The sequence below is a fragment of the Flavobacteriales bacterium genome (genome assembly GCA_020635855.1).
In the GTDB taxonomy this organism is placed as follows: domain Bacteria; phylum Bacteroidota; class Bacteroidia; order JACJYZ01; family JACJYZ01; genus JACJYZ01.
On sequence record JACJYZ010000004.1, the window covers coordinates 623,609 to 640,058 of the forward strand.

The 16,450-nt window shown below is 52.8% G+C and carries 12 protein-coding genes; 4 read left to right on the forward strand and 8 right to left on the reverse strand.

The window, feature by feature from the left end:
• The first annotated feature begins 10 nt into the window (after positions 1–10).
• Positions 11–1,915: a glycosyltransferase family 39 protein gene (locus H6585_14710; protein MCB9449581.1), complete on the forward strand. Its 1,905-nt coding sequence runs from the start codon at positions 11–13 to the stop codon at positions 1,913–1,915.
• On the opposite strand, the gene H6585_14715 is transcribed toward H6585_14710, so the two are convergent.
• The 6 genes from H6585_14715 to H6585_14740 all read right to left on the reverse strand — a co-directional run bounded on the left by H6585_14715 (position 1,902) and on the right by H6585_14740 (position 10,953).
• Positions 1,902–4,466 (reverse strand): hypothetical protein, encoded by a 2,565-nt coding sequence (locus H6585_14715; protein MCB9449582.1) that lies wholly within the window; start codon positions 4,464–4,466, stop codon positions 1,902–1,904. The two genes, H6585_14710 and H6585_14715, sit on opposite strands and share 14 nt — an antisense overlap.
• Before the next feature lie 209 nt (positions 4,467–4,675).
• Entirely contained in the window at positions 4,676–5,653 is a 978-nt protein-coding gene (hemB, locus tag H6585_14720) for a porphobilinogen synthase (protein ID MCB9449583.1), read from the reverse strand.
• Entirely contained in the window at positions 5,650–7,212 is a 1,563-nt protein-coding gene (hemC, locus tag H6585_14725; protein MCB9449584.1) for a hydroxymethylbilane synthase, read from the reverse strand. The genes hemB and hemC overlap by 4 nt, the downstream gene beginning before the upstream one ends.
• 57 nt (positions 7,213–7,269) lie before the next feature.
• On the reverse strand, positions 7,270–8,499 hold the full coding sequence (gene hemA / locus H6585_14730; protein MCB9449585.1) for a glutamyl-tRNA reductase: 1,230 nt from the start codon (positions 8,497–8,499) through the stop codon (positions 7,270–7,272).
• 107 nt (positions 8,500–8,606) lie between these two features.
• Positions 8,607–10,178, reverse strand: a complete 1,572-nt coding sequence (locus H6585_14735; protein ID MCB9449586.1) for a hypothetical protein — start codon at positions 10,176–10,178, stop codon at positions 8,607–8,609.
• Positions 10,179–10,272: 94 nt separating this feature from the next.
• The gene (locus H6585_14740) at positions 10,273–10,953 is read right to left on the reverse strand and encodes a hypothetical protein (protein ID MCB9449587.1); all 681 of its coding nucleotides are present in this window, start codon (positions 10,951–10,953) and stop codon (positions 10,273–10,275) included.
• Between the two features lie 131 nt (positions 10,954–11,084).
• Between H6585_14740 and H6585_14745 the strand changes: the two genes are divergently transcribed.
• Together H6585_14745 and H6585_14750 are read left to right on the forward strand one after the other, a co-directional pair.
• The gene (locus tag H6585_14745; GenBank protein ID MCB9449588.1) at positions 11,085–11,906 is read left to right on the forward strand and encodes an RnfABCDGE type electron transport complex subunit D; all 822 of its coding nucleotides are present in this window, start codon (positions 11,085–11,087) and stop codon (positions 11,904–11,906) included.
• A gap of 44 nt (positions 11,907–11,950) precedes the next feature.
• Positions 11,951–13,450: a DUF2330 domain-containing protein gene (locus H6585_14750; protein ID MCB9449589.1), complete on the forward strand. Its 1,500-nt coding sequence runs from the start codon at positions 11,951–11,953 to the stop codon at positions 13,448–13,450.
• Positions 13,451–13,824: 374 nt separating this feature from the next.
• Here the strand turns inward: H6585_14750 and H6585_14755 are convergent, their stop codons facing one another.
• A complete protein-coding gene (locus tag H6585_14755; GenBank protein MCB9449590.1) occupies positions 13,825–14,736 on the reverse strand; it encodes a hypothetical protein in 912 nt (303 codons plus the stop codon).
• A 188-nt stretch (positions 14,737–14,924) separates the two neighbouring features.
• On the opposite strand from H6585_14755, the gene H6585_14760 reads away from it, so the two are divergent.
• The gene (locus tag H6585_14760) at positions 14,925–15,146 is read left to right on the forward strand and encodes a hypothetical protein (protein MCB9449591.1); all 222 of its coding nucleotides are present in this window, start codon (positions 14,925–14,927) and stop codon (positions 15,144–15,146) included.
• Positions 15,147–15,261: 115 nt separating this feature from the next.
• On the opposite strand, the gene H6585_14765 is transcribed toward H6585_14760, so the two are convergent.
• The gene (locus H6585_14765) at positions 15,262–16,425 is read right to left on the reverse strand and encodes an acyltransferase (GenBank protein ID MCB9449592.1); all 1,164 of its coding nucleotides are present in this window, start codon (positions 16,423–16,425) and stop codon (positions 15,262–15,264) included.
• Positions 16,426–16,450 lie beyond the last annotated feature (25 nt).

Here is a 16,450-nt window from a genome sequence, read left to right on the forward strand (position 1 = left end):
ACTTGCCCGTATGCGCTCCCAAAACCAAACCAACTTGTCGTTCCGGATCCTTTGGATATTTGCAGCGATCATCCGTTTGTGGAACCTTCCTTTGTTTTCTTATACCAACGATGAACTCAGCTCCATCACACGTGCAGATTTCAACAGCCTTGGTGAGCTGTTCAGGGAAGGAATATACACAGACGTACATCCCGCCGGGGTGCAGGTTTTTCTCTATTACTGGACCGGCTGGTTCGGCCATCACGAATGGATCGTAAGGTTGCCGTTTGCCATTGCGGGCATCTTTTCCGTGGTCCTTTTCACACACATCGCCAGAAGGTTTTTTACCGACAGGGCTGCACTGGCTGCCACCGCATGCATGGCGTTCCTGGCGTTCCCCGTGGAACATAGTCAGTATGTGCGCCCCTACGCCTTCGGCCTCTTCGGCGTGATGTTCCTGGCCTGGGTGTGGTGCCGGATCGTATTTGACAACAAGCGTTCATGGAAATGGTATGCGTTGATGACCGGTGCCGGTGCTTTCTGTCTTTACGCGCACTATTTTGCCGGTTTGTCTGCCGCGTTGATCGCGATCTCCGGGTTTGTGTTCCTGCGGTCGAAGTCGCTCCTTTATTATACCCTGGCCTGGTTGGGAACCGCCCTGCTGTTTCTTCCCCATCTGCCGCTTACCTTCATGCACCTGGGCATCGGCGGTATCGGGGGTGAAGAGGGTTGGCTGGGACCTCCGTCGCCTTCGTTCTTCCGTGAATTCTTTTTGTATGCTTTCAATGGGTCGGAAGTGCTCCTGTTCATCCCGGTTGTATTCATCCTGGTGACCCTGTCACAAAAAGCATCCACCCAAGGCAACCGCTTCAGGTGGATATGTTTGCTATGGGCCGTGACTCCAGCCATATTCGGTTACTGGTATTCGGTGGAAAAGAACCCCATCCTGCAGCCCAGGGCTTTGTTGTTCTCCTTTCCGTTTATGGTGCTGTTTGCATTCTCTTTCGCCGGAGAAGCGAAAAACATGGCGGGGCGGATCATCACCCTTGTGTTTTGCGCGGTGCTGTTTGTGCATACCCTGTGGGTGTTCGATATCAACAAAGACCAGCAAGAACAAGGTAGCTTCGGTGAGATCAGCACGGCCATACATGCATATGGAAAAATGACCGGCGGTAAAGAACCTGTGGTACTCGCCGATGTGCATAGCAACCGGTACCTTGAGTTGTACCTCCATGACCTTGACGACAGCGTACGGATCCTGAATATCCACGAATTGCTGCCAGGGCAGATTGACAGCCTCATGGGCACCATCGGCGACAGTCCCATCATCCGGGCATGGGAAATGTTCGGTCCTCACCTGGAAACTTCCGCTATGGCCCGCGACATGCATCCGGTTTTGCGCATGGCCACCTACTACCGGGATGCCGGAGCGGAACTGTACACAGACAGCGGTGAAGAATTCGCCAAGATCATGCTCGACAGCCGCCAGCAGATGGACGAACCGCCCGCCGATCACTGGGGCTTTTCTTCCGATCACCTGGTAGATACGTTTTCACCCGAAGGTAAACGCCCCTTCGGCTACCGCAAAGGTGAGCCCTTTGGTCCGGCCTTCGAAACCAAACTCGGTGATTTGCAGCCGGGAGATTTCGTGCACATCAGTGCATGGGTGTACCTCCATCCAGGAGACGATGCACACCTATCCCTGGCACTGTCAGGCAACGACAAAGAACAATTCGTTGCTGCGAACCCGGTACAATCGTTCAGGGTACGCGAGGGGGGATGGAGAAGGGCGTTTGTTTCCATCCGAATTCCGGAAGGGTGGACATCGGACGACACCCTGAAAGGCTACGTGTGGAACCGGGGTGAAACAGAAATCTTCGTGGATGGTTTCCACATCGTGGCCGAACGCATTCCTTCCCGTATCATCGCTGAATAAACGGTTGCAACCGCACCTTGTCCTTCTCCTGCAAGAAGGGCATAAGGGCCCTGGCGTTGTCCGGACTGGCCTTTCCGAAGCCAACAAGCGTACCCACCACGGGCGCAAAATCGGGATCGGCCTGATAAGCTTCCAGGTAGTAGGCCAGCGCTTCCCGGTCCATGCCCCGTTCAGCGAACTCAATCTGACCCTGCAGGAATTTGCCGGCCGCATCAAAGGTGGCCAATGACAGCCGATACAGCGCCGTGTCGCCCACCATTTCTTCTGTAAAAGGTTTCCTGTATGTGAAGAGGTCCTTCAGACTTTCGGAGCGATCGGCCTCCGTTTGCTCATACACATACACCGGCGCATGAAAGAGGATATACGGATACATATCCGTGTTGAGCGGTGAGCGGTCCGCAAACAATTTCAGCGCCTGCGCATCTCCCACATAGGCAGCCCAGAAATCGCGGGCATTGCGGATGGCATGACCGGGAAGGTATTGCGGCTGCAAATATGCGTTGAGGAGACGGGCTGAGGGGAAATCATCCTTGTCATTGAATCCGACCAGTCCCAGCAACGGCGTATGCGGATTGTACAAAGCCAGGAATGCGTGGGTGTTGGGAAATACTTTCATGAATGTTTGCACCAGCACCCGCAGGTTATCGGTATCGAACTGGTGCAACGGCACCCATTGCACCACCTTGCCGTCCGGACGCAGGTGATCGCACAACGCCTGGTAGTGTTCAAGGGAGAACAGGTTGCCGGCACCATCTTTTCCGGGATGAAACAGGTCGGCAACGATGAGATCAAATGTGTCTTTTGAAGCCGCTACGTACCGACGGGCATCTGCCGCATGGAAGGTCACGTTCGGGTTGGAGGTTACGTTGTTGTTGGCCTCACCGAAGTAAGGGAGCGTTTCCAGTACTTCCGGTACAAGCTCCACCGCATCCACCTTTCCTACCGGGTAAGCCACAACACTGCCCAGGGTGGTGGCTGTTCCCAGTCCCAGAAACAATACATGTTTTGCCTCCGGCGCCAGCAGCATGGAAAAATGCCCCATGCGCTGTTCGGCATAGCTGGCTCCGCCTCCCATCCGGAACTGGCGGTTCACCTGCAGCCGACGCTCCGGCATGTTACCCATCCCAGGCATGGGAGGATGTTCCGAAACGATCACGGTCCCGTACTGGCCGTCTTTGCGGTACAACTCATGCCATCCTTCCTCCGGTTGAAACAACGGCGAACCGTTGTAGCCACCTACGGCAGGCAACAAACAGCAGGCGGCGATCAGGTATCGCTGTTTGACCGGCTGCAGCGCCTTTCTCGACACCAGGAGAAACAGCACCAGGTACAGCGTCATCACCAGGTACCACGACATCCAGTATCCCAACCAATGAATGGCCGCCAAACCAAACACCAGCGAGGCCAGGCTGCCACCGAGGGTGTTGAGCGCATACGCCTTGCCAAGCCCTTCCTGTTCGAACGAACCGATCACCAGGCTGAAGGTATAACCCATCAGCGCGGTGGGGATGAACAGCACCATGATCGCGTAGAGCAACTCTCCTGCCAGTGAGGAAGCAAAAGTTCCAGTGAACGCATGACTGATTGCTTCACCACCCCGCAGCATCCAGGCACCTGCCAGGATCGAAAAGGCCAGCAGCGCCAATCCGTTCGACAACCCCTTCAGCAGGTTGCGGCCGCTGCGCCGGATCCACCTCTGGTAATACCAGGCGCCGGCAAACGTACCAGCAAGGTACACCACCAGGATGTTGGCGAATGTATAGATGGTGTTCTCCAGCACCTGCGACATCAGGTGGATGGAGACGATCTCGGTACCGATCCCCGCCAGTCCGAGCAAGATGGCTAGTGTACGCATGAACCGTACCGGCAAATGGGAGATGGGTTCCTTTCTATGTTCGGCAAGAGGTTCTGGTTTTTGTTTCCCGGCTTTGCGTTGCCACCACCACGCCAGCAGGATGGCCATGGCACTTCCTGCACACAGCACGATCATCGTGTAAATAAAACCCAGGGCAGGCAGGAAAACATAGATCGTACATCCGATGCCAAGCGCAGCACCCAGCGTATTCACCGCGTACAAACGTGCCAGTGCGCGACCAGCACCATCAGCCATCGCCCTGCGCCTGGCTTCCACCAGTGCAACGAGCGTGGCCCCCATGCACAAGGTGGCGGGCAACAACAGCAAACCGGCAAAAAGCAATGAGGTCACCAGGCCTCCCATGCTATGGTTATCGCCTGCCAACGGACCGATCAGCGGCGGCAGGTGAGCGGATGTCCAACTGAAAAGAAAAGGACTGACAGCACCGTAACCCAACACCACACTTTCCAATGCAAGAAACCATTTGAGCGGATGTGCACTTCTGTGGATGCGATCGTACAACAACCAGGCACCGGCTGCCATCCCGCCGAAAAACCCGAGCAACACACCCATGATCCCGAGTGACTCGCTACCGAGTCCGAGCGCCAGCAAACGGGTCCACAGCATCTCATATCCGAGGGCAGACCAACCGGAAAGAAAAAATGCAAGCAGCAACAAACGGTCTTTTCGCTGCATGGGCAATGGGGTTTAGTATGTGTTCTCCGGAAATGGAGCAAATAAATAATGCCACAAAGTCTCTAAGACACCAAGGTTAGCTATGTGAACTTTCTTAGCGAACGCTGGCACCTTTGTGTCTTCGTGGTAAAATATAAAATATCAGGCATAGCGTGCAGAAACATCACCGCCGTCTATGACTGTGGGGTTCTATGTTGAACCAAATCTAGCTATATCCAGCCTTTTTCCACCAGGTCACGTGCATGGTAGGTGATGATGATGTCGGCACCTGCACGTGTGAAAGCGGTCATGTTTTCCCGCACCACCTGACGCTCATCAATCAGGCCCGCCTTGGCAGCGTTCTTCACCATCGAGTATTCTCCCGACACATTGTAGCATGCCAGGGGCAGGGTGGTTTGTTCCTTCACACCACGAATCACATCCAGGAATGCCAGGGCCGGTTTCACCATGAGGATGTCGGCGCCTTCTTCTTCATCCAGCCATGCTTCACGCAGCGCTTCACGGCCGTTGCGCACATCCATCTGGTATGACTTGCGATCGCCGCTTGCCGGTGATGAATCGGCTGCCTCACGGAAAGGACCATAGTAGGCCGACGCGAACTTCACCGCATAAGACATGATGGAGGTATTCGTGTATCCCTCCTTGTCGAGCAACTGACGAATGGCACCGATGCGGCCGTCCATCATATCCGACGGAGCCACCATATCTGCACCGGCCTTGGCATGTGCCAGCGCCATTTTCGACAACAGTTCAACAGAAGGGTCGTTCAATACCTGTCCGTTCTCCAGGATGCCGCAATGACCGTGACTGGTGTATGCACACACGCATACATCCGTGATCACATAGAGGTCGCTCCCGAACTGCTTTTTCAATTCCTTCACCGCCTTGGCAACAATGCTTTTTGAGCTGTAGGATGAACTTCCGTCTTCCGTTTTTTCTTCACCCACACCGAACAACAGCACTTTGTTGATGCCGTACTTGATGCCTTTCTCCACATCCTTCACCAGACGGTCTACGCTGAAGTGATGGATGCCGGGCATGGCCTTGATCGGATGTTTCTCGTCTTTGCCATGAACCACGAAGTAAGGATAGATCAGGGCATCTTTTGAAATGCGTGTCTCAGCCACGAGTGAGCGGATGAGTTCGTTGTTGCGAAGGCGTCGCGGACGATAGGTTTGCATGGTCATGGATATGATGATAACAAGGTGTCGGCCAGCGCTTCTTCCGATGCACTCCATGGCCGCACGTATTTCGAAAATCCGGATGCTTCCAGTGCTTTGCCGGTGGTGATACCCATCACCACCACCCGATGGCGTTGAGGGTTCAGTTGGGCATGCCTGAAAAACATGTTCACGTTGGATGGACTGGTGAAAATAACGGCGTCAAATTCGGGAACAGACACATCGTTCCGGTCAAGTGTACGGTATACCACCAGGTCGGTCACCTGGTCATCCGGGAAACATTTCTGTACGGTGCGCACACTGATATCCGATCCCGGGAAGAGCACATTGGCCTTGCCGGCAATGTTCCTGAAAGCTTCAGCCACCACGGTTGTATCGGAATGATCGCCGACAAAATCCACTTCCATTCCGAGCTGACGGATGGCTGACGCCGTAGCTTCTCCCACGGCCGCGATCTTGGCTGCATGCGGATTGCCAACGGTACCCAGGAAATACTTCACCGCGTTCTTGGATGAGAAGAACAGCCAATCACTTGGGGGCACTTCCCTGACCTCAACCGGTTCGAAGCGGATGAATGATTCACCTGTTACGGTACACCCGGCCGCTTCCAGCAGGCGTCGCAGCAGCGAGTCATTGTCGAGTTCGCGGGTAACCAACACCCGCAGGTTTTGTTTTGTTTGAAGTCTGTTCAGTATGTCTTCCGCGAGTCCGTCCGTGGAAGATGCTTCCACATACGTGCGTTGCGGGGTCGCATCTACCTGTTCGGAAAGGGATGCCCACACATGATACCGGTTTTCTTTCTTTTCGCAGTAGACGCCCAGGGGAAGTCTGCAACCGCCATTCAGCATGCGCAGCACCTTGCGTTCCACACCGATGCATGCAGCTACTTCGGGTTGATTGAGTTGGCCGATGAGGGCAACTGCTTCGGCATCATCCGAACGCACCTGGAAGGCCAATACGCCCTGGGCGGGTGGTGGGATGAAATGACGGGGATCCAGCACTTCCACATGAAGGCCGGTGAGGTCGAGGTTGAGCCGGTCTACACCTGCACGTGCCAGCAGGATCGCGTCATAGCCACCGTCTCTGAGTTTCTGTACGCGCGTGGGTACATTTCCGCGCAGGTCCCGGATCTCCAGGTCGGGGCGAAAGAGAAGGGCTTGATTTTTTCGGCGGGCGGAAGATGTCCCCAGGATGGCATTTTCGGGAAGTCCGAGTGGGCGGGACGGATCGTATTTTTCTTTCCGGATCAGCAGCAACTCCGCCGGGTTCTCCCGGTAGGAAACGGCGGCGATGGCGAGACCTTCCACCGGGGCAGTTTCCAGGTCTTTATGGGAGTGAACGGCAATGTCGATGTGTTGCTGCAACAGGGCCTCTTCAATTTCCTTGGTGAAGAAACCTTTTCCTTCCAGCTTGTCGAAACTCAGGTGCTGGATCTGGTCGCCTTGGGTTTTGATGATTTTGATCTCGGATGCAGCGCCCAGTTTCTTCAACTGATCCTGGAGGAAGCGTGCCTGCCAGAGGGCCAGATCGCTGCCCCTTGATCCGATGACCCAGGTCTTACTCATGATCGATCTGAACCCGGGTGGGAAGAAATGCTATGGGGGTAAACGGCAATGGACGGGTTATGCTTCATTGCCCAAAATAATTTCCCTGGCCATCTTCATGGGTACGCTGATATACTTTTTCTCCATGTATGCCAGCATGCGATCCACAATCTCACGGGATTGTTCATCCAGGGATTCGAGTTCACGGGCGAACACATTCTTCATGGCATTCTCCCTGATCTCCTTCACTTTTTCGGGTACCTGTTGCATGGCCAGTTCCACGCGGCGACCGCGCAGCAACTGGAGGAATGCGCTCATTTCTTCATCCACGATGCGGTAGCAGTTCTTGAGTTCCTTTTCGCGCTCGGCGAGGTTTTCCGCTGCCACGGTTTTGAGGTGATGCACCTGGATAAAGGATGTATTGAAACGGGTATTGATGACCGGGTCCACATCATGGGGGATGGCCAGGTCGATGATGATCTTCGGATCGGATTCACCCTGCAGCAGGTTTCTATACACCGGTTCGGTCACGACAGGGTCAGCGGCACCGGTGCAGGTGATCATCACGTCGAAGCCACCCTTATAGTCTTTAAGTGTGCTGAGTTCATGTGCTTCACCTTGCAACATTTCAGCAAGGATTTGGGCGTTGGAGAGGGTGCGGTTGAACACCACGAAATTGCGGAAGCCGTGTTTGTTCAGGTAACGCACCATGGTACCGATGGTTTGTCCGGCACCGATGATGAGGAACCGCGCATTGTCGGCAAGTTTGAACTCTCTGAGTCTGCGGTATGCGAGTGACACCACGGACACCGGCCTGTCGGCGATATGGGTTTCGGTGTACACACGCTTTGCGGTTTGGATGGCATGCTGCGCCACCAGGCGGAGGAGGTCTCCGGTGAGACCCATGTCCCGGCACTTTTCATACGACTGGCGCACCTGGGTGATGATTTCACGCTCACCCACCACCATGGAATCGAGGGATGCGGTGACATGGAAGATGTGTTGCAATGCCTCATGTTCCTGCCAGACGGATGCTTTCTCAACCGCATCGTTCAGCCATTGTTCCGGCCATTCGGGCTGGAGGGCCCGGAAGAAGCGTTTCAGGTAGTCATCATTCACTTCGTCATCACCGGCCACCAGAAATTCAACCCGGTTGCAGGTAGACAGGTACATGATTTCCGATAGAGACAGGGCTTGCTTCAAGGCAGACAAACGGCTTTGCCATTCCTCATCGGGAATGTGCAACCTGCCTACTTCCTCAAGTGTAGCTGTTTTGTGGGTAAGTGCAATGATCTTGAATCTCTTCATTCCGGCTTCTCTTCCAATGACACAAAAATGCAGCACACGGCGCACTCAATTGTCATGGAATTGTCATAATACCGGCCTTACGTACTGATTTTCATCAGTAAATGAGATCAGTTGCCACCACCCGGAACGATGGCCACACGGGTCACCTGACTGCCTTGTGCACTGCGAAGCACACCGAGATAGATGCCGGGAGGCAGGTGGTTGCCCTGCTCGTCATGTCCGTTCCAGGGCAGTACGTGGTGCCCGGCTTTCAGTCCTGAAAAGCGCCAGCTTCGTACCCTTTTGCCGTCCACGGTATATACATCGAGTGTGTGGTCTCCGGTGTGAACGGCGTCGAACTCCCATCTCACATTACCTGAACTCGGGTTGGGGAACGCCTGGAGCGTACCGGTCCGCTCCGGCTGATCGGGTGCAACTGCCGTTGGAATATCAAGCAGGGAATCCAGGTCGAGGTACTCGTCACCGGCCTGGTAGAGCAGGTAGTGGAAATACACCAGGAACATTTCATCCGTGGTGGCTTCACCTGCTGTCACCAGCTTGGGCGGGTTGCTTGGGTTGTGGGGGTTAGCCGTGGTGTTGTCATAGTGTGCGTTCGCATACATTTTGCTGCCGGCCGGAAGTTTCACGATCTTCTTGAAGTTGTAGAAACCCTGCCAGTCGAAGTCCCAGTCGGGAATGCGGGAGAAGGGGATGGTATCGTTTTGTCCATCCACCGCATACGACTCGATGCGGGTACCGATGAGGTGCATGTGGGGAAAAACGGACAACACGGAAAAGTTGTAAGGGATGGTAGAACTTCCGGAAGGGTACTGGGCGGTATAATCTTTTTCCGTGTTGGCGGGAATGAAGAGGGTCCAGTTTTGCAGGATGGCATCTGCGCTTACTTCCCTGACATTGGTTTCGTTCTCGGGGTAGAAGAAGAAGTTCACGGCTGTTTCGTCCATCATGCCCTGGGTGCCGGCGGGGTAGTGGATCTGTAACAGGATCACAGCACCGGCGGGGAGGGTCATGCCCATTTTCACAGAAGTTCCATGGGGGAAGATGGTAGGACCTGCACCGGGCGTATATCCGGTCATTAGTTTCAGGCCTTGTGTTTTGCAGGATGAATCCACCGGTGCACTGCTGCTGTCTCCCACGTACACCAGCACGTGGTGTACGATTTCCCGGTTGCCAGGGAGTATTTCTATGGCTTGTACCTTCCGGTCAACGGGCAGCTGGGTGGCCAGGTAAAAGCATTTGTATTCGTCGGTGGTGCTGGCCTGGCTGGTGTACTTCGGGATTTTGAGTTGCAGATCGGGTGTACCGAGTACAGAGCCGTCGGGATAATCCGGCAGTGGCGGGAGTTTGGTGGTATCGCCTTCCGGTGTGCCGTTGTCGATCCAGCTGATCAGGTCGTTTTTTTCCTGGGGTGTCAGCAGGCGCTCGTGTGCATATCGCTGAAAAGTGGTGTCGGGTGGCCAGGGCGGCATCTCACCTTTTTCCACTGCGTTTTTGATGGAAGCTGCATACCCGACAGCATCGTCGTAGGTCACCAGGGGAAAAGGAGCAATGTTCCCGTCGCGGTGGCAAGACGTACAGTTGTCGTAGAGGATGGGAGCGATGTCTTCGCTGAATGTCACCTGGGCGATGGCGGGAAGTCCCAGCAGGCACCCAAGGAGCAGGGGTAGCATTTTTTTCATGAAAGGAGGATTACGTGATGCATATTCCTAAGATAGGCAATGGCAATGATGGCCGCAAAAAATAAGGGGGGATCGTACAATCCCCCCTGCATGGTTAATTCATCTTGGGTGCGGCCGGCTGGTAGTTGACCGGGTATTTCTTTTTGATCTCTTCATGGATTTCGTTGACCTTTTGCACTTCGTTCTCCACTTCCACCTTCACCTCTTTTTTCAGGTCCACGTTCTTCAACTTTTCGGGTACGTTCTCCTCTTCTTTCCAAACCTTGGGGTTCTTCGGGTCTTTTTCCACATACACCTTTTTTTCATTGTCATAATAGGTTTCATACTTGGGGAAGTACACAAAGCGGCGGCGGTAACCGTGTGCGGGCGCCCAAGCCGGGGGACCGTGTGTTTTGGCCTTTGCTTGTCCGTGTCCATGGCCATTTCCATGGCCGGGATGGTTGTCTTTGTCGTGGTGATGTTCTCCATCGGGATGATGGTCTTCTTCTTTTTCCTTCATTTCCGGTTTCTTCGGCTCAGGCTTGTTTGTTTCCGGCTTGTTCGATTCGGGTTTGTTGGTCTCCGGCGCCGGCTTCATTTGCGGTTGTTTTTTCTCAGGTTTTTTTTCTTCGGTCTGAGGAGATGGCGTAGCTGTTCCGGGTGTCATCTCCGGCTTGGGTAACGACTTTTTATCGATGTCTTTTCCGGGCTTGTTGCTGCTCTGGGCAAAGGCCGGTTGTACCAGCAGGCTCAGGCCTAAACAGGCCACTGACAAAAGGATGTGTGTCTTTTTCATGGGATCAATTTTTTTCAATATCTGCAAAATCAACGCCAAAAAAAAACAGCACCTGAAAAGGGCCTTGCGAAAAATTTTGTGGAATCCTGAAAACGGCTGCATCCCAATGGCAGAACCAAGATGCAAATCGTATGAAAAGCCCAGTCGCAGTTCTTCGTCTTCCCCCCGATATCCTCCCCACCGATGCCCGCCATGTGCAGATCTTTTGCCAAAGCCTTTTCCTGCTGGTGGGCATCGGGTGGCTGGGGTGGCAGGTGCATGCATTTCATTTTGCACTCACCTTTGCTGCCTGCCTGTTCTTCCAGCATGCCATTGAAAAGCGGTTCGTTGCGAAGCCGGGATCGTGGAAGAGTGCGACCATTTCCGCACTTAGCCTGTGTCTGATGATGAAAGCCAATGCCTGGTGGGCGGTGGTACTGTGTGCCTTGTTCACCATCGGGAGCAAGTTCTTCATCCGGTACAAGGGACGGCATGTTTTCAATCCCACCAACTTCGGCATCATGGTCACCCTGTTGCTGACGGGCGAAGTGTGGGTATCGCCGGGCAGGTGGGGCAGCGCCCTGTTCTTCCTGATCCTGTTAGGCGCCCTCAGTGCAGCGGTACTATTCAGGGTCGGTCGGATGGAAACCGCTTTGTCTTTCCTGGGTACGTTCGCCGCCTTGCATTTCGCGAGAAGCATCCTGTACCAGGGATGGCCGGCCGATTACTTCATCCATCAACTCAGCAGCGGCACCCTGTTGCTGTTTACCTTCTTCATGATCACCGACCCGATGACCACGCCTGTGCACCCCAAAGCCCGCATCATCTGGGCAGCGTTGACAGGTACACTGGCCTTCTACCTCTCCACCATATATTACGTCCATACCGCTCCCTTGTGGGCATTGCTGGTGATGTCGCCGTTCACCCTTCTGTTCAATCACTTCTTCCGTCATGAGCGCTTTCAATGGCGGTAATCCTAGCATCATTCAGATCATTTCCAACATCTAAATCCAAACCCATGAAAACCAAACTGCTCATCCTGATCATGCTGCTGGCGCCAGGCGCTCACGGTGTGATGGCCTTCTGCGGATTTTATGTCGCCAAGGCAGACGCAACCTTGTTCAACCAGAAATCGCAGGTCATCATCGTGCGCGACCAGAACCGGACGGTCATCACCATGTCCAGCGACTTCAAAGGCGATGTCAAAGACTTCGCTATGGTGGTGCCGGTGCCCGAAGTGCTGTCGCGCGACAACATCCGCATCGCGAAATCAGAGATTTTCGACAAGCTGGATGCATACTCTGCGCCTCGCCTGGTGGAGTACTACGATGCAAATCCATGCATGCAATATCTCAAGGATAAGTATGAAATGAGGTCGGCAGCGAATGCACCCATGGCAGTGATGGAAGCGGAAGAAGCCAACGGATACGGAGCTTACAAAGTCACCGTGGAAGCTTCTTACACGGTGGGAGAATATGACATCCTCATTCTCTCGGCACAGGAATCGGGTGGACTGAAAGCCTGGCTCACCGACAACGGCTACAAGATCCCGGAGAATGCCGGCGAGATGCTGGACCCTTATATCAAGGACGGGTTGAAGTTTTTCGTGGTGAAAGTGAACCTGGAGGCACACAAAAAACAGGGATACGCCGAACTGCGCCCTATCCAGATCGCATTTTCATCCAACCGTTTCGGGCTGCCCATCCGCCTGGGCATGGCGAATGCCTCGGGCGACCAGGACCTGATCGTGTATGCCTTCACGAGGAAAGGCAGGGTGGAGGTGGCGAACTACCGCACCGTGGAACTGCCCACCGACCGGAATGTGCCTGAGTTCGTGCAGCAGAAATTCGGCAATTTTTTCAAAGACCTGTTCAAACGCAGCTACGAAAAAGAAGGCGGCAAAGCGGCTTTTCTCGAGTATGCGTGGGACCTCAGCTCGAAGAATTTCGTGAAGTGCGACCCTTGCTCCACCACGCCGCCCGAGTACACCGACCTGCGTGAAGCCGGCGTGTTCTGGGTGCAGAAGAACGCCAACAACGGATGGAACGGATCCGATTACCAGGGAGATGTATTCATCACCCGCCTGCATGTGCGCTACAACCGAAAGAACTTTCCGCAGGACCTCGCCTTCCAGACCACGCCCGACATGGAGCATTTCCAGGGACGCTATATCATCCAGCATGCGGTGAAGGAAGATCTCTCTTGCGACGACGCCCAGAAATACTACCAGGATGTAGCACAACGCAGGGAAAGGGAACTGCGGGAACTGGCATCACTTACCGGATGGAAGCCGTCGTCCTACGCGTCCTATGTAGACGAATACTCGCGGCGCATCGGTGACGATAACCGCTGGATAGGTGGAGATAACTTCATCGACAAGAACAGCCTGAATGTATCTGCCCAAAACGAAAGCGGCTGGATGGGTTGGTTCGCGAAAGCCATGATGGCTGTGCTCGCGTTTGTATTGCTGACCACCATAATTGCCGGAAGACGAAAAGAAGAGAGGGCACGCCGGTGAATTGAAAAGTAGAAATTGAAAATGAGAATCGGGACGCTTTATGCAGATGGCCATTCGGGAAATCTTATCTCCACGGAATGGCCATCTGTATGCAGGCGCGTCGGCGTGCCGGTATTCATTTCCGGGACAAATGATAATGAATTCCTACATACGCAAGAACAAACATCACATTCGCCCCTTTGGTATGGATATACCACCTAACTTGAACTGGGGCGGGGATTGGTGCGCCCCGGGGTGATAAGTCGCCCTCCTTCGCTAAAGCTACGGCGGGCAAGCAAGTCGCGGGTTACGAGTTTCAAGTTGTACAGCCCCGGTTTGCATGACCATTTCTAGGAAGCCAACCACAAACCACAAACTAGAAACTACAAACTCATCTAAGGTGTAGCATCCATCAACTCCATCACCAGTCTCGTGTGGTTGATGTTGTTGAACTCCAGTCGCACAAAGCCGTACTTGTCGTTGAAGTACGAACGCAGGGAGGTGGCGCCGATCGGGCTGTTGGCGTCGGACTGTGTAACGGCGCACCTGACTTTGCCGATGGATCCTCCCAGGTCGAGTTCCTGCACACCTATATTCTGGTACATGATGTTAAAGGCAACCTGATCGGGTACGTAGATTTTGGCACCGGCCAGCAACACGGGCGGGATGTCCATTTCGCTGCTCCAGAATTCGTCGCCCATGCGGATCATCGGGAACGGGTTGCACTCATTCAGGGCAAATCCGAACAGGCGCGGCATGTAAAGCATCACCTGGTTGGGGAGTTCCTGCACCCCGTTCTGTTCACCCACGAGGATGCGTCCGAGGCGGTTGTAATAGTCGATTTTCAGTACCGTTTGTGATTGGGCGATGGGGTTGTGGGCCATGGTGGAGCACACGCGCATCTTCACATACTCAACCGGAAAATTATGTGCGTATGAAATGTGTTCTGCATCCGTGAACGTCCAGTTGACACAGAGGATGGAGGGATCCTGCATGCAGCGTTCGTCGTAGTAGGCAGCCGTGAGGAGTCGCTTTCCGGAAGAATCGGCGAAGAGGTAGCGGTAGGTGAACACACGTCCGGCGCGGTAGATGTTGTTGTACTGAACATTCGGATTGGGCGCATCGTTGTCCATCATCGCCGGCACGTCCTGCATGTTATACCACTGGGGCAGGTTCACGGGCAGGTCTTCCGGTGGGATGGAATTGTTCTGAGCAGGTGGCGGATGATCACCACACGCCGGCATGAGTATGATGCCGGCAGCGAACAGGGCCATCCGGTAAATCCGCTTGTAGAAGTGTAGACGCATCTGCAGGCCAAGATACACAATCGCTGTTCACCTCTGTCCGTTGAAAAGTTTCGTGTTAAATTTTTCGCATGTGAATTAATTATTATCTAGATTTCGATCGCTTTACCGGTAAGTTCGGGGACGCCACCCGGGCGGCCGTTTTAATGTGAATGGTGTGTATGAATGCTTCCGAATATAACCAGTTGGACATGGATCAGAAGACCCGCATGTTATGGACCAGCGGGATGCTGCTGGATGAGCGCATTGAGTTCAGCAAGTTCAGGGTTTGCATTTACCACCTGAGGGGTTTCTATGTGGAGCTGACCATCGGTATGAAGGATGACAGCATACGGCGGGTGCATGCAATGGAAAAGCCGAGGGACTGGAACGGTTACCTGAACAGCGTAGACCTGGAGGCGTTGCTGGGCTGAAGTTGTTGATGGGATCTCTGTCTCATTTATTTCCTCCCTTTCTTTTACCCTTTACCCTTTTACCCCCCTTTACTTCTTTACCTTTTTACCCCTTCCCTACTTCAAGTCCATCCTGCTAGGCCTGAATTTCACGCGAACGGATGAATCTGCGGTTGGGTTTTATTTTATTTCTTATGTCCATAATCGGTTTTTCGTAATATGTATATATCAATGTAGACGCCACAATCACTACGCCCCAATATGTGAAATACATTGCCCATGCAGATGTTGGACCATGCGGTGGAAAATTAAGACGAATGATCTCCGAAACCAGGGACAGGTTTATCAAATACATGGAATATGATATTAAACTGATATGTGTAATTACCCTTGTAACAATTGGTGGTGCCGACTTTATGGCATCAAACTTTGGCAACAGCAAAAAACAACCGAAATCCTGAAGAATGATCTTAAACACTTTGGTTGAATATTCATTGGGCAACCATGAGGAATAAATGATGGCATAACACAAAATGATTCCCAGAACGAAACTGACATTGCGAATTTTCAACCAAAGGGTTGGATACCAGTATTTGAGAAATGCGGCTGAAAGTCCGAGTGCAATGCCATCAAATCTATATATGACAACCTTGTATATTTTTACACCGAGCCAGAATTCATCTACTTGAAAGTTTGATGCGATAAATGCCCTGAGGAAGAATGAAGTCAGCAGAAATACACAAGTTGAAAAAAGAAATATTTGCTTTCTGGCAAGCTTCCATTTTTTTCCAATAACAAAGAAGCAGCTCAGAAGGATTGGAAATAAAAGATAGAACCACTCTTCAACACTTAAGCTCCATGATTCCCAGAAGAAATTGTAAAAAGGTTGACTGAAGTTTTGAAGAAAAAGGAAATATTTCCAATTGAATTGCGAGAAGTCTCCACCCACTATACCACAGTAAACAAACAAAACATTTAAGAGGAGGATTAAATAATAATTTGGAAGCGTACGGAACCATCTTCTTATCCAAAAATTCCAAATGGTGCTTATTCCAAGCGACCGGGTATTCTGAAATGTCTTAATAAGTATTCCCCCAATTAAGAATCCGCTAAGCACAAAAAACATCTCAACCCCATCGATTAATGGTATCCATGGGAAATTCGTATTGGCTTCATTCAGCATCCAACCACCATGTCCCAGAACAACAAATAGGATGGCCAATGCTCGCATTAGATCAAGCCCAAATACCCTATTGCTATACTCCGGATTTAAATGAAACAGTTTTACCCGCAATGACATACCAATGGTTATTCTAAATCGGAAC

Excerpts from the sequence above, each read along its gene's own strand:
- H6585_14735 (MCB9449586.1), bottom strand. The coding sequence starts at position 10,178 with ATGAAAAAAATGCTACCCCTGCTCCTTGGGTGCCTGCTGGGACTTCCC.
- H6585_14710 (MCB9449581.1), top strand. The coding sequence starts at position 11 with ATGCGCTCCCAAAACCAAACCAACTTGTCGTTCCGGATCCTTTGGATA.
- H6585_14740 (MCB9449587.1), bottom strand. The coding sequence starts at position 10,953 with ATGAAAAAGACACACATCCTTTTGTCAGTGGCCTGTTTAGGCCTGAGC.
- hemA (MCB9449585.1), bottom strand. The coding sequence starts at position 8,499 with ATGAAGAGATTCAAGATCATTGCACTTACCCACAAAACAGCTACACTT.
- H6585_14755 (MCB9449590.1), bottom strand. The coding sequence starts at position 14,736 with ATGCGTCTACACTTCTACAAGCGGATTTACCGGATGGCCCTGTTCGCT.
- H6585_14715 (MCB9449582.1), bottom strand. The coding sequence starts at position 4,466 with ATGCAGCGAAAAGACCGTTTGTTGCTGCTTGCATTTTTTCTTTCCGGT.
- H6585_14760 (MCB9449591.1), top strand. The coding sequence starts at position 14,925 with ATGGATCAGAAGACCCGCATGTTATGGACCAGCGGGATGCTGCTGGAT.
- H6585_14765 (MCB9449592.1), bottom strand. The coding sequence starts at position 16,425 with ATGTCATTGCGGGTAAAACTGTTTCATTTAAATCCGGAGTATAGCAAT.
- hemB (MCB9449583.1), bottom strand. The coding sequence starts at position 5,653 with ATGACCATGCAAACCTATCGTCCGCGACGCCTTCGCAACAACGAACTC.
- H6585_14750 (MCB9449589.1), top strand. The coding sequence starts at position 11,951 with ATGAAAACCAAACTGCTCATCCTGATCATGCTGCTGGCGCCAGGCGCT.
- hemC (MCB9449584.1), bottom strand. The coding sequence starts at position 7,212 with ATGAGTAAGACCTGGGTCATCGGATCAAGGGGCAGCGATCTGGCCCTC.
- H6585_14745 (MCB9449588.1), top strand. The coding sequence starts at position 11,085 with ATGAAAAGCCCAGTCGCAGTTCTTCGTCTTCCCCCCGATATCCTCCCC.